The sequence below is a fragment of the Ruegeria sp. AM5 genome (assembly GCF_056540645.1).
In genome coordinates, this window is sequence record NZ_JBQFXC010000011.1 from 34,298 (window position 1) to 48,452 (window position 14,155).

Consider the following 14,155-nt stretch of genomic DNA (forward strand, 5'->3'; position numbering starts at 1 on the left):
GTTAGCCTCCAAAATGAAGGACGCAGATGAGCGTAAAGAGGCGGCGGGCAGTATCAGTGTCAACCTCAGCTTTGCCTTCCAGCCTTTCCTGTAACACGCGGCTGCCTTCGTTGTGGATGCCGCGCCGAGCCATATCGATCGTTTCGATCTGGCTGGGCGGCAGTGTTTTCACCGCATCGAAATAGCTCTCGCAGATCTGAAAATAGTCTTTTACGACCTGCCGGAATGGACCAAGCGACAGATGAAACTCAGCCGCCTTCTCGCTGGCTTCGGTGGCGATATCGAAAACCAGTCGCTTGTCACGGATTGATAGCTGCACATGGTAGGGCCCGTCGGGGATCATCCGATCGTCGCGCGCTGGCAGCGTGAACGAGTTATCTTCAAGCAAATCATATATGGCGACCTTCCGCTCCTGCTCGATCTCCGGTGTCGGCGGGGGCAGATTTCGGTCGTCCAGTTCGATATGCGAAATACGGGTCATCTTAACGGTCACAATCCTTGCGTCTGCACAGACCTATAACAACGATTTTCATTGAGCAACGTACAGAAGCGCCATGCGTGCCAAGTCATTGCGTCACTTCAGCCATTCAGCCGGTTAAGGCGCGCCGAAACGGACAGGCCATGCGCTTCGAGGCTTTCGGATTGCGCAAGCGTTTCAGCCGCCGGGCCGATGGCGCGCAAAGCTTCGGGTGTCATCTGGCTGAGCGTTGTGCGTTTGAGAAAATCCATCACGCTAAGGCCAGACGAAAAGCGCGCCGAACGCGCTGTGGGCAGCACGTGATTGGGGCCGCCGACATAATCGCCAATGGCTTCGGGCGTGTACTGGCCAAGGAAAATGGCACCGGCATGGATCGTTTGCTGGCTTAACGCCACCGGGTCGGCCACGCAGAGTTCCAGATGTTCGGGCGCGATGCGGTTGGACAACGCGGCAGCCTCGTCCAGATCGCGCGCAGTGATTACGGCACCAAAGTCGCGCCAGCTGGCCCGGGCGATGGCGCGGCGTTGCAGGGTCTCAAGACGTTTTTCCACCGCTTGCGTCACGGCTTGACCAAATTCTGCGTCATCCGTGATCAAAATGGATTGGGCGCTTTCGTCATGCTCGGCCTGGCTGAGCAGGTCCAGCGCGATCCAGTCGGGGTCGTTGTCCTTGTCTGCAATGACCAGAATTTCCGAGGGGCCCGCGATCATATCGATGCCGACTTTGCCAAAAACCCGACGTTTGGCAGCGGCGACAAAAGCATTGCCCGGCCCGGTGATCTTGTCCACCGGCGCAATCGTATCGGTGCCATAGGCCAAAGCGGCAATCGCCTGCGCACCGCCGATGCGGTAAATCTCATCCACACCAGATAATTGCGCTGCCAACAGGACCAACGGGTTTGCCTGACCCTCAGGTGTGGGGACGACAATGGCCAACCGGTCTACGCCCGCCACCTTCGCAGGTATTGCGTTCATAAGAACCGACGACGGGTATGAAGCCAATCCGCCCGGCACATAAAGCCCCGCGGCCGACACCGCCGACCAGCGCCAGCCGAGTGTTGCGCCTGCCTCATCGGTCCACTGATGATCCTTGGGCATCTGCTTTTCGTGATATGCACGAATGCGTTCTGCAGCCAGTTCCAACGCGGCCCGGTCCTGGCGCGCGACCTGCGCAACGGCCTCGGCGATCTCATTGGATGAAAAGGCCATGGTCTCGGGCGCCAGCTCCAGCCGGTCGAATTTCGCGGTAAGTTCGATCACCGAAGCATCACCACGGGTCCGCACATCATCGATGATCTGCGCCACGACCGCATCCACATCGGGGCTGTCCTCGCGCTTGGCGGACAACAGCGCCTGAAATGCAGGTTCGAAATCGGCGGAGGTCGTATCGAGGAAAGCGGGCATGTGAGAGACTCCGGAAGCGTTTCAACGGGTCTTATCGCCCGGGCCGGGTGGCCTCAACCCTTAGGCCGCTGGGTGCAGCGATTTGCGCATCGGGAATTGGGGGATGCCGTGCCATTCCGTCGGGTCGCCGACATCATGCCAGCCGTGCGCCAGATAGAACGAATGTGCCGTTTTGGTCGCGTGCAGATGCGCCTCAGAGACGCCACGTGTCTGCAGTTCCTCTTCCAACCGATGCAGCAGCGCTGTTCCGAGCCCGCGCCCTGCGTGATCGGGATCGACATAGAGCAGAGATATCTCACCCTCGCCACTTAAACCGCCCACTGCAGTAACCACTCCCACTTGCGTAGCGACCCAAAGGATTGCTCCACTATCGATCCAGTTTCGGACCGAAGCCGGATCCTTATTGGCAGACCAGCGGGAAAGGTTTTCGGGATTATCCAGATGATCCGCCCGACAGAGGTCACGGATCGATCGGATCAGAACACGGCTGATGTCGAATACATCAAACACGGTTGCCCGCCGCACCGCGATGCCGCGTGGCGGATTCGGGAAGGCCTGAGCGATGCCACGTTTATTCTTCACTCGGGGTGATGGGGCGCTTGTCCAGAAGGCGCCTTGTAGGGACGCGTCACATCCTTGAGCGTTGCATCGATGGCCTCAACCGACAGGCGGATCGCGCCGTCGCCTGCCAAGGTCAACAGGATTTGCCCCGCACCATCCTCGCTTGGCTCGAATTCGACCGAGAGCAGTGACAGGATCATGTCCTTGTCGCTGCGGTCGATGCCCTGACTGGCTACCGACAGAACCGAGCCGAACATCAAAACGGCCTGCACCCGCTCGTAGGCGCGACCGCGCCGGGCAGCGGCATCCTTGTCTTCCCAGCGAAAGCGATTGAGCAACAGCGCAAAGCGGCGCTGGCCGGGTTGCCATGTCATCTCGGTCACCGGGAAAACCGCATCCTGCGTCAGGGTCGCAATCACCCGCAGGTCATCGGCATCCTCGGCTCCAAGGTTCAGCGGTGCCTCGCGGCCATCTTTGAAACTTGCGTCTGTCATTGACCCTTAATCCGTTCGATCTTTGCGCCCACGCCTTCCAGCTTGCGCACCACATGTTCATATCCGCGGTCCAGATGATAGACCCGGCTGACAACCGTCTCACCTTCCGCCGCCATTCCGGCAAGGATCAGCGAGACTGAGGCCCTCAGGTCTGTCGCCATCACCGGAGCACCTTTCAATCGTTCGACCCCGGTTACGGTGGCCGTGCCGCCATGTACCTCGATATTCGCGCCCATGCGCACCAGTTCGGGCGCATGCATAAAGCGATTCTCGAAAATACGCTCTTCAAGCACGGACACACCCTCGGCAGTGCACATCAGCGCCATCATCTGCGCCTGCAGATCGGTCGGGAAGCCGGGGAAGGGTTCGGTGACCACATCGACCGAGGTCACACGCCCGTTCTTACGAGAAACTTTCAGCCCCTTGTCGGTTTCAGAAACACTGATCCCCGCCGCATCCAGCTTGGCGGCGAAGGATTCGACCAGCGACATGCGCCCGCCCAGCAGCTCAACCTCGCCCCCGCAGATCGCCGGGGCCAGCATATAAGTGCCCAGCTCAATCCGGTCGGTCACCACCTGATGGGTCGCGCCGTGCAGACGATCGACACCCTGAATTTCGATGGTCGAGGTGCCCTCACCCGAAATCTGAGCGCCCATCTTGCGCAAGCATTCGACCAGATCGACAATCTCGGGCTCGCGCGCGGCGTTTTTCAGCACCGTGGTGCCCTTGGCCAGCGTGGCGGCCATGACGATGTTCTCGGTCGCGCCCACGGATGCAAAACGCATCTCATGCACAGCACCTTTCAGCCCGCCCGACGCCTTCGCGTGCAGATAGCCATCTCTAAGCTCGATCTCGGCGCCCAGCGCCTCAAGCCCTTCGACATGCAAATCCATCGGGCGCGCGCCAATGGCACATCCACCAGGTAGCGACACCACGGCCTGTCCCAGCCGCGCCAGCATCGGCCCCAACACCAGGTTCGAAGCGCGCATTTTTCGCACGATGTCATAATCCGCCGTGTGGCTGTTCAGGTCATGGCTGGACATCGCAATGACCTGACCATCCTGCAGCGAAGACACCTCGGCCCCCAGCGACCGCAGCAGCGCCGTCATGGTCTTGATGTCACTCAAACGCGGCGCATTGGTCAACGTCAGCGGTTCTTCGCTGAGCAAGGTCGCGGGCATCAGCGTCAGACACGCATTCTTGGCCCCCGCAATGGGAATCTGCCCGTTCAGCGGGCCATTGCCCGTAACCAGAATCGAATCCATTTGCTCTTATCCCTCGTCCTTGCCGGCTTTGTCCCCGGAGGTGGCTCGCGCCTTGGCCTGAGCCTTGCGCCGCGCCATATTCGCTTTTAGCGCCGCCTTTAGACGGTCTTCGCGCGTTTCCCCGGACTTGCCGTGTTTTTTAGGTGAATTTTTGTCTGCCATTGCCTTTCTCTACAGGAGTAGAAAAAAACCGTCCAGACACCCTTGCGCCGCGTTTCGTTTGAGTCTAATCACCCGCCCACAGCGCTGCTGTAGCTCAGAGGTAGAGCACTCCCTTGGTAAGGGAGAGGTCGAGAGTTCAATTCTCTCCAGCAGCACCATAAAATCAGCGCTTTTCGAGGTTTTTGACTTGGCCCCACAAGGGGTTGGCGACCACATGGCGACCACCTCACTTGTTTTAGCAAACCGTTGCCGACTTAGTCGCTAGAGGCGGCAATTCAGGTACGGGCTGCATCTATCTGGTGACCCCACCCCCTGGCACCCTCTCAGCCGGTCACGTGGATAACTGCGAGGCACCAATATTGTCTGCAGCAAGTTTTTTTCGCAAGGGCCACCCTCTCTAAGGGAGGGCCCAGAGCAGGCTGCAATTTGAAGATCGACAAACACGGGGCTTTCGCGGGGTGTGATCTTGTCTAAGTGGGGTGTGATCTTGTCTAAACCGGATAGTGATCCAGGTGGGGGCCGACATGTTTATTGAAGGAGTGGAATACTCGCGCGCTAAAGACATTCACGACGTCTTCGGTGGGCAGCGACAGGGCGGCATCTCGACGCCAAAGGACAGCCAATTTGTATTCATCTTCACCGGCAAGAGTGGCGAACAGCACGGCTATGAAGATGGTTGGCAGCACGAGGGCGTCTTCCTCTATACTGGTGAGGGTCAAAAGGGTGATATGCAGTTCAAGGCTGGGAACGCCCACATCCGAGACCATGACATCAACGGAAGGGAGCTACTACTATTCGAGGCCCTAGGGAAAGGGCTTCCTGTTCGTTTCATTGGGCGATTTGCGTGCCAATCGTGGGACACATTCAAAGGTCTAGACACTGACGGAAACAACCGTGAATGCATCCGCTTTCATCTCGTCAGAGCTTCGGCGGACGTGCAGACCGTTCGCGATGAGCCTGATGAAGCCGAGGCAGAATTACCGATTGAAAGGCTTCGTAGTGCGGCACAGAAAGCAGCTAAGCCTCAGCGGGCTAAGAACTGGCGGGAGGCGCGAGTCGCTTATCGAAAGAGGTCAGCCACGGTTCGTGACTACGTCTTGGCACGAGCCAACGGGAGATGTGAACTAACCGGAGAACCAGCGCCATTCCAAACGCGATCGGGACGACCTTATCTTGAGGTGCATCATACCCGGCGGCTATCGGATGATGGGCCTGACGATCCCCGTTACGTGGCAGCAATCTGCCCGACAGTTCATCGAGAAATTCATTTCGGGGCGCATGGGGATGAGTTGAACCGTAAGCTGATTGAGAAGTTGGCCGAGATTGAGCCGGCTTAGCACGTATCGACGCATTCCCTGAACTGATCGCGGTAGGGAGGTCTCCAACGCCAAGCGGCCATTGACGGGTGCCCAACTGTGGTTTCGATCTCGAAGCACCGCTTCCGGCGGAAACTGACGCTTGTCAAACCGGTCCCTATGTACGAGATGCGGGACAAAGTTGCCGATAAATCAGTTTGTTGGAATGTGTAATTACGACCACGAGCAGTCCTATATTGCAAGTGCAGCGAACGACGGCTTGACCGACTTACTTGCCGCCCTGAAGCTTTCTGATGACCCTTTCAGCCGCTTTTGACCTCTTCGAATACCAGTTCAGGCACCACGACTTCCCAATTGGCGCGTTTCATCAGGTGATGAAAACGCTCATCGGCATCTTCCTTACGCCAGTGTATGATGGCCGCGATCTCGCCGGTGACAAATTTCGTGCCAATCGGGGGCGTAAATGCTTTTGCCATCCGCCCGAGGACCCGCCCTTGAATATCCTCGATCTGCCAGCGATCTCCAACACTGGCGAGCTTGATTGGCGCGCCGACCTGCGCTTCAGCGATCGCGTCATGAACAATGTGCCGATCACCTTGGCGCCCTGCGAATGACAAGTCGACCATCTTCATTTCTGGCGATTGAAAGAACCGGCGCGGGCCAGGGACTGTCGCCAAGTCGGGCACCACGTGCCGCTTGACGACGGAAGGCGACTCGGTGGGAAGGTATTCGTGATTGTCGTTACTCATGACGATCAAATTGCGCCGCGTACGTGTCATTGCGACATAGAACAAACGCCTCGGCGCGTCCTGATCTTCGTTTCGCGAGGGCCGTTCCCAACCACCATCCAGGATCACGACATCGTCGAATTCGAGGCCTTTCGCGCGATGCGCCGTCAACAACTTGAGGCCACGCTGCTCGCCCCATGAGTCTTTCGACCATTCAGCAAACCATTCCATCACGTCAGGGCTCGGGAGCGCTTTACCATCAACTTCACGCGCAAGTTGGCCAAGTCCCTCGCCGATACGGTCAGTCCAACGGCTTGAGGGTATCGTGTTCAGGGTTTCGGTAAGGTCGCTCAAGCTGACCAAGGCTGCGTGCCTCTCGCGTAGGCCGTCGATGAACCTCCGCATCTCACGGGTGCGCCAAACACTTGGTAAGTTTTCGTTCGCCATTTCGACTGGAATTCCATGCGCCTCGGCAAAATCACGGACCGACAGAAGCTTGCGCCAATCACGAGAAATGATTGCCGCGCCCTTCCAGCTCCAATCCGGGATCAGTTTTGACAGGCGAATCATCTCGTTGACAGCCGCAAGGGCCTGAGCGTCATTTCCGGCCGGGCAGCCAAGGATTTGGACCCGTCCCTGCGCAACCGGATCGAGGCTTTCCATGATACTCCCTGCGGGGTCCTTTTGCCGCGATTTGTCGACGGTAATCCCATGCCCTGTTTTCATACGTTCCCGAGATCCTTCGATCACGGCGTTCGATGCGCTGATGACGTTTTTCGACGAGCGGTAATTGTCAGTCAGAAAGACCGGCTTGGCTGAATAATCCTGTTCGAATTGCCGGATGTGGCGCACCGATGCGCCGGCAAACGCGTAGATATTTTGGTCGTCGTCGCCGACCGCGAACAGGCTAATCCGTTGATCGGGGTCGTCGATACTGCGACCGGCCACCGCCGCGATCAAGGCGTATTCCTCTGGTCCCACGTCCTGATATTCGTCTACGAGAATCCAGCGGAACCCCTGGATCAAAGTCTCTCGCAAGGCTTCGGCCTCGATTTTGTCCAACCCGTCGCCACGCAAGAGACGTGCCGCATCAATCAGAAGCGTCTCGAAATCAGGTTCGTCGGCCGCTACCCGTCCGGCGAAACTCGCGCCAACCAACCGCATGGCTAAGGCATGGATGGTTAAGACTGTGACGAAGCGAGCATCTTCGCCAATCAGCGTACGCAAGCGTTCCCGAATCTCGGCGGCCGCGTGACGATTGTAGGCGAGCACCAGTATACCGTTTGGATCTTCGCGCTTGATCCTAACCAGATAGGCGATGCGATGGACCAACACGCGTGTCTTGCCCGATCCCGGCCCTGCGAGCACAAGGACATTGGTCTGTTCGCGGTCGTCACGCACGATCTGCTCTTGTGTCGCATTCCCCAGATTGTCGACGATCTCGGCGTAAGACTGAGGCGTTGCCTGCCGTCGGAACTCTGAAATCTTCCCCGGCATCCAAGCTTTCATGAAGTCGGACTGCTCCATTTCGAAATAGTCATGCGCGAGCTGCTGGGCCTGATCGATATCGTCGATGCCCTTGCTCGCGTAAGCCGCCATCACGTGGGTCTGGACGGTCTGTTCGGTGTAATGGTCTTCGAGCGGCGCGAAATGTTGGGTGGTAAAAGCGCCGCCTTTCGGATTGATGTGCAACGTCATGGCGGATCGGAACACGGACAATCCCTTGCCCAGAGTCACCACCTGCTGTTCGTGCAGCCAAAGAAGCGCCCGGTCCATAAGTTTTGCTGGATCATTGACAGATTCTCGCAACAGCGCATCGCTGTTGATCGCTGCAAGAAGGTCGCCAAGCGTGGCCTCGACAGGAACGTCTTTCCGACGCAGACCTGCCTGAACCTTGTTTATCAAGTGTGAAACCAAACGCTCTGCGGCCTGCCTGCGAAGTTGAGCGGTCTGTTCGATTACCCCCCATGATCTTTGGATTCGCACCATGACACTGCCTTTGGACACCTTGCGCACGCCAATGTTGCCTTTTCCGCCGTCCATGTCGCGGCCATCCTGCGCCATCCCACGGAGCAAACCCTCGACAATATCGGGCCGTACGGAGGCGTGTCCCCGCTCCCGCAAGGCCTGCGCCACTGAGGCCAGATGGCAGGGCACAGCCTCATTGATGTCCGCGTCTGGCGCTTGCTCCTTAAGGACTGCAATCAGGTCAGCTTCCAACCGGGATGCCGCTTCGAAACGCTTCGACGAGGCATTCTCGACGCCTACATGCACGAAGATGGTGATGTTTGTGTCGTCCTTTGCGATCCCCAGGGCCTCGAGATCCGCCAAGGCTTTACGCAGGCTCGACATCGTAAGCCCGCTGACGCCGCAGAGCTCGTCCGTGGTGATGCCCTCTTCCTGCGGCGCGTTGATGATATGCTGCACGATTACGGCCAGATCCTTGCGCCGCCGCTCGGTAATCTCGGCGGATGCCAGGATTTCACGGACCTCCCGCATGCTCCTTATTCGGAGCGAGGCGGGAAACACCTGCACCCGGTTTTCTTCGCGGTTCAGAAGGTGTGCTTCTTCCAACCAGGCGACGGCCGTCTTCACCCGCGTATCGTCGGTGTTGCTGTCCCGCTGGAAGTCTCGCTCTTTCTCCTCATGAACGATCTCACCGGGTGTGGCGACAATTTCGCCGCCTTTTCCAGTCCGAGCATCAAGGCGTCGAAGCGCCTTCAGGATCGCGCCGATTTCGTGCCGCGCGAGTCGAGAACGCGCGCTGAGGCTGAACTGACGATCAACGTCTTCGGTATTGAACAACAGGATGCAGTTTGCAGGCTCGCGGTCCCGCCCGGCGCGACCCGCCTCTTGCAGGTAGTTTTCCAACGACCCAGGCACGTCCCCGTGAACCACCAGACGGATGTCCGGCTTGTCGACCCCCATCCCAAAGGCGTTGGTGGCTGCGATCACGCGGAGATTGCCGACGCGGAAGTCCTCCTGAATCTCACGTTTGTCATCGGGGCTGAGGCCTGCGTGATACCGTTCAGCGGCGACGCCCTGTTGTTTTAAGAACTCCGCCACGCGCTCGGTAGCGTTTTGGGTCGCACAATAGACGACCGCTCCCGACACGCCCTCACGCGGAAGCTTGGCCTCGATCGTGTCGAGGATATCGGCCATCTTGGTTGCCCGCTGCGTTGGCAGCACCTGGAAACTCAGGTTCGACCGTGATGCGCCTCCGTCGATCAACACCAGCTCGGACCCTAACCGCTCTTTGAAATGACTGCGGATGTCCTGCACGACGTCCGGCTTCGCTGTCGCGGTCAAGCAAAGCACCGGAGCCGGTTCGTCGCCTGAGCTTTCCTTGATAAACCGCGAAACGTAGCGATAGTCGGGTCGGAAATCGTGTCCCCATTTAGACACGCAGTGCGCTTCGTCCAGTACCCAAAGTCCCACCTCGCGCTGTGCCAGAACAGACCGAACTGTTGTGCTGCGCAGTTGTTCGGGCGAAATCAAAAGGATCGCAGCATCCCCAAGCCGCACCTTGTCGAGCGCATCCTGACGCTCGGGCAAAGACAATAACCCGTTAATCGTAACCGCTGAGGAAATTCCGGCCCGTACCAAGCCCTGAACCTGGTCTGCCATCAGTGCTACAAGCGGCGATATTACGACGGTCAAGGCCCCGGTCTTGTCGAACCGAGACAGCGCGGGGATCTGGTAACAGATGGATTTACCAGTGCCCGTCGGCAGGATACCCAACAAATTGTCGCCTTCCATGGCCGTCGCCACAATCTTTTCTTGAAGCGGGCGTCCGTTCTCGTCGACTGGTTCCGGGCGGAAACTTGGAAAGCCGAACCAACGTTCGAGTGCACGGGTGGGCTCATTGTGCTCTGCGCAATAGGCACAGTTCGGATCACGACAATTTGTATCTCTCAGGTCTTTGACAAGCCGCGCTGCATCACGGAACTGCGCCCGCACCCAAGGCGGCATGACAGAATCCCCACCAGCGACCGAAATCCAAGCGAGCGCATATGCCATCGGCCAACCCAGTCCAGTGTCCGAGAGCCGCTCGAGCAGAGCGTCCACTTGCCTGCCACAGGCCACGTCTTTTAGCAACGCCTGAATGGCCTCGTGCGCCTCCGCTTCCGTCGGGATGGGCGCCCCGCGCACGTCGCTGAACAACCGATCAAATCCGACGCTACTGGGACCTCGGCAGCACAGCCAGTGATAGGCGATCATCGTTTCTGGCGACAACGTGTTCAGCGAGACGAAGGCGTCGATCTGGTTGTGAAGAACCTCGAACACAAGACGCGCGTCGAGCTCGGGATCGTTGACGTGACCACTTTGAAGCCGCCCATCGCGGTAGTGCTTGACCAAATGATGGTAGGGATTGCGCGGGAACGCCAAGGGGTTGAGCCACAGCGTGTCAATCGGTCCGTCCGCGAGCTTTGCGAAGCGCGGCGAGACCGCCATGAGATGCGGCAGGTCATGGCGCAGAATGTTGTGACCAATGACATGTGCGAAACCGGCGCAAAACAAGTCGAGCTTTTTAAGCGCGGCCTTCGGATCACCTTTCCGATGAATAATCCCCTCTCCATCGCCTTCCGGCACGGCTGCAAAGGCAAACAACTTGGCTTCCTTGGGATCAACTTCCAAATCAATCGACAGACAGCGCGACAAGATTTCGGATTGTTCCCGTGGCATTTGAGTACTCTTAATTTCCTCCGGAATAGCCTCTGAGTTTTCGAGTGGCTGTGGTCTGCCACGGCCAAGGGCCTTCGATATGCCGCGGGAAATTAAGTTTTTCATATTCGCAAGTTAATAATTATTCCCAAGGAGCGGAACCTTCGGCGGCCACTTTGAAAAAAATGTTGTCCCGATGCCATGCCAGGTTTGCGAGGTGCGGCCAGTGTCTTTTCCTTCGGGTTTGCAGATCTTCCCGTCCGGAACCAAAAGCCGGTTGACAGCATCACTCGGCACTTTTTTTGCCAGACCGCAGCTGGCAGGTTCCAGACAGGCCTATTGATAAAAGTTCGTGTATTTTCCGGCCCGTCGATCTTTTGCGAATACAGCAAACTTCCTGTTCCGCCCAAACGACAAATACTACGCTCATCACCTATGTCGCCTATGGGCTCAATGCCGACGTTCGCCTGAATATTTCGAGCGACCGCTATGCGGACGAAGCGGCCAATCGTATTGGATGCGGTAAAGAACCCTAAGCAGACCTTGACGGTGCGTTGTCGATGTTGAGGTCCAGCCGGCTGCTGGGGGCGCCATTGCATCGCACATCTTCGCAATTCGACACGCCCAATCCATGCTGTTCTGACACTTGCCAAAAAAATAGTGCCCAGCACTGATCTGGAGCCAACTCGCCTGCGTAGTACCTAGAGATTTGCGTAGTACCTAGAGATTGAAGCGATGCAGGAGTTTCTAATGTTCGAAGCAGATAAGTTCCGGCTGGACGGCCAAGTGGCCCTTGTGACCGGTGCCGGCGCGGGAATTGGCCGGGGCGTGGCCCGACTATTTGCCGGGGCTGGGGCCTCGGTGGTGGTGAGCGACCTGAAGGCGGAGACCGCGCAGGCGGTGGCCGACGAGATCACGAACGCGGGCGGCAAGGCCGTTGCACTGGCCTGCAACGTGACGGTCGAAGATGATCTGAAAGCGTCGGTGGACTTGGCCGTATCGGAGTTCGGCGGATTATCGATCCTTGTCAATAATGCGGGCGGGGGCGGGCCAAAGCCGTTTGACATGCCGATGGACGATTTCCGCTGGGCCTATGAATTGAACGTCTTCTCGCTGTTTCGCCTCACTCAACTGGCGGCGCCTCACATGGAAGCGGCAGGCGGCGGCGCGGTTCTAAACATATCTTCCATGGCGGGCGAGAACAAAAATCAGCGCATGGCATCTTACGGGTCATCCAAGGCTGCTGTGAATCACCTGACACGCAATGTCGCCTTCGACCTAGGTGCGATGGGTGTGCGGGTGAACGCCATTGCGCCAGGCGCCATCAAGACCGACGCGCTGGCATCGGTGCTGAACGACGACATCGAAAAGGCAATGCTGAAGCACACGCCGCTCGGACGGCTGGGCGAGCCAGACGACATTGCCTATGCCGCGCTGTTCCTCTGCGCGCCAGCGTCCGCGTGGATAAGCGGTCAGGTGCTCACTGTGTCCGGCGGCGGTGTGCAGGAACTCGATTGATATCCCAATACTTCAGACAGGAACAAACTGATGAGCTTTGACGCTTTTGCAGAATTTCGCATGGACGGTCACAACGTTCTGATCACCGGCGGCGCACAGAATATCGGCGCGGGAATTGCCAAGACGCTCTCGGGGGCGGGAGCAAAGGTGATGATTGCCGACCTGAACAGTGACATGGCTGCCGAAACCGCTGCCGCGATCGCCCGGGAAACCGGAAATGACTGTCGTGGCATGGCCTGCGACGTGACCGATCTGGATCAGATCAATGCGGTTGTATCCGCGACTGCCGACGCGTTTGGTGGCATCTCGACCTTGGTGAACAATGTCGGTTGGGGCGGTCGCCAGCCGGACCCTTCGGCAATTCCTGAAGAGGAGTTCATCAATTCTTACAAACTCAACACAATCAGTGCCTACCGTATGAGCATGGCCTGCTTGCCGTATCTGGAGAAGGCGGAGAACGGCTCGATCACCAACTCGGGCTCGTTTTCATCAGCCGTTCCGGCTTACGACATCCTGCCCTATGGCACGGCGAAGGCAGCCCTGAACCAGATGATGGTGTCGCTGGCTCACATGCTGAACAAACGGGTGCGGGTAAACTCCATCCTGATCGGAACGGTCATGACCGCCGGTTACGGCGACGCGGGCATTTCGCCCGAGATGCAGGAAAAACTCGCCCATCCCGACAATCTGACCGGGCGGCCCGGCCGCCCCGAAGATATCGCCAACGCGATGCTGTACCTGTGCTCGCCGGCAGCCGGTTGGGTCAGCGGCCAGACCATCAATGTTCATGGCGGCGGTGGCGTCGTGCGCTTGTTCGGAAGCTGAGGATCGGGCCGTGAAGCTACCCTTCTTGCGCGCCGTGCGCGCGTCAGCAATAGCGACATCGCTTGTGCTAGCTTCCTCCTGGGTTTCGGCGCAGGAGGCGGCACAGCTGGACACAGGCGCCCCTGTAACCAACGATCAGATTTTCATGATGATGTTCGCGGACCAAGGCCGTTCGGTCGGGTTTCAGAGCATGATAATGGCTATCCAACTGGAAACGCTTAAGGCGCAGGTGGACCGGGATGCAGCCATCTTGGCCCGAAATCTGGAACTGTTTGACCGCAGCGCCATTTCCGAGCTTGAGTTGGAGATTTCGCAGCTTAAGGATGCTTGGAATCGGCTGCAGATGGTCGTGGCCGAGAAGAACCTGACCACGGTAGCGGCGCAGGTGGCGGCGTTGCAGTTGATTGGGGACCATTTCGCGGGCAAGTCGGTGCCGCTCGACGACCTCTATGCCGCCTATCTCAAAGGCTGGAACGCAGGCTGTGACAAGGGACCGGCAGAGGTGCGCGCGAACGAGGCCTGGATGGCGTATGCGGAAAAGGCGCTAATGCGGGCGCGCGAATTAAACAGCCGCGGAAACCTGTCTGATGCCACAGTGCTCCAGCGCGAGGCTGACCTGCGCATTGCCCGTTCCAACTATGAAAACCGGGCCAGCCGCCTCGATCGCTGTCGCGAGATATTTTTCCCAAGCATTGAAGAGGTTGCGCGGCAGGGCCAGTGAGTCTGCCGGGTTTCGAACC

General features: G+C 58.3%; 11 protein-coding genes and 1 tRNA gene. 5 read left to right on the forward strand and 7 right to left on the reverse strand.

The window, feature by feature from the left end:
* Position 1: 1 nt before the first annotated feature.
* From ACR0AH_RS18355 to ACR0AH_RS18380, 6 genes are all read right to left on the reverse strand, one after another.
* Positions 2–481, reverse strand: a complete 480-nt coding sequence (locus tag ACR0AH_RS18355) for a UPF0262 family protein (protein WP_170398457.1) — start codon at positions 479–481, stop codon at positions 2–4.
* A 98-nt stretch (positions 482–579) separates the two neighbouring features.
* Positions 580–1,881 (reverse strand): histidinol dehydrogenase, encoded by a 1,302-nt coding sequence (gene hisD, locus ACR0AH_RS18360; protein WP_480593156.1) that lies wholly within the window; start codon positions 1,879–1,881, stop codon positions 580–582.
* A gap of 60 nt (positions 1,882–1,941) precedes the next feature.
* Positions 1,942–2,463 carry a GNAT family N-acetyltransferase gene (locus ACR0AH_RS18365; RefSeq protein WP_480593158.1) on the reverse strand — a complete coding sequence of 174 codons (522 nt, stop codon included), beginning with the start codon at positions 2,461–2,463 and terminating at the stop codon, positions 1,942–1,944.
* Positions 2,460–2,936: a DUF2948 family protein gene (locus ACR0AH_RS18370; protein ID WP_170398450.1), complete on the reverse strand. Its 477-nt coding sequence runs from the start codon at positions 2,934–2,936 to the stop codon at positions 2,460–2,462. The genes ACR0AH_RS18365 and ACR0AH_RS18370 overlap by 4 nt, the downstream gene beginning before the upstream one ends.
* The gene (gene murA, locus ACR0AH_RS18375) at positions 2,933–4,201 is read right to left on the reverse strand and encodes a UDP-N-acetylglucosamine 1-carboxyvinyltransferase (RefSeq protein WP_480588246.1); all 1,269 of its coding nucleotides are present in this window, start codon (positions 4,199–4,201) and stop codon (positions 2,933–2,935) included. Before murA ends, ACR0AH_RS18370 begins: the two co-directional genes overlap by 4 nt.
* A gap of 6 nt (positions 4,202–4,207) precedes the next feature.
* Positions 4,208–4,363, reverse strand: a complete 156-nt coding sequence (locus tag ACR0AH_RS18380) for a hypothetical protein (RefSeq protein WP_170425679.1) — start codon at positions 4,361–4,363, stop codon at positions 4,208–4,210.
* A gap of 83 nt (positions 4,364–4,446) precedes the next feature.
* Between ACR0AH_RS18380 and ACR0AH_RS18385 the strand changes: the two genes are divergently transcribed.
* Both ACR0AH_RS18385 and ACR0AH_RS18390 read left to right on the forward strand, forming a co-directional pair.
* Positions 4,447–4,521 (forward strand) — tRNA-Thr (locus tag ACR0AH_RS18385).
* Positions 4,522–4,887: 366 nt separating this feature from the next.
* Entirely contained in the window at positions 4,888–5,700 is an 813-nt protein-coding gene (locus ACR0AH_RS18390; protein WP_480593161.1) for an SRA domain-containing endonuclease, read from the forward strand.
* A gap of 281 nt (positions 5,701–5,981) precedes the next feature.
* Here ACR0AH_RS18390 and ACR0AH_RS18395 read toward each other — a convergent pair whose 3' ends face one another.
* Positions 5,982–11,093 (reverse strand): RecQ family ATP-dependent DNA helicase, encoded by a 5,112-nt coding sequence (locus ACR0AH_RS18395; protein WP_480593164.1) that lies wholly within the window; start codon positions 11,091–11,093, stop codon positions 5,982–5,984.
* 729 nt (positions 11,094–11,822) lie between these two features.
* Between ACR0AH_RS18395 and hdhA the strand changes: the two genes are divergently transcribed.
* From hdhA to ACR0AH_RS18410, 3 genes are read left to right on the forward strand one after another with little or no spacing between them, the layout of a single operon-like run.
* On the forward strand, positions 11,823–12,590 hold the full coding sequence (gene hdhA, locus ACR0AH_RS18400; RefSeq protein WP_170437657.1) for a 7-alpha-hydroxysteroid dehydrogenase: 768 nt from the start codon (positions 11,823–11,825) through the stop codon (positions 12,588–12,590).
* Between the two features lie 30 nt (positions 12,591–12,620).
* Entirely contained in the window at positions 12,621–13,415 is a 795-nt protein-coding gene (locus ACR0AH_RS18405) for an SDR family oxidoreductase (protein ID WP_170437659.1), read from the forward strand.
* Between the two features lie 10 nt (positions 13,416–13,425).
* The gene (locus ACR0AH_RS18410) at positions 13,426–14,136 is read left to right on the forward strand and encodes a hypothetical protein (protein WP_170565003.1); all 711 of its coding nucleotides are present in this window, start codon (positions 13,426–13,428) and stop codon (positions 14,134–14,136) included.
* Positions 14,137–14,155 lie beyond the last annotated feature (19 nt).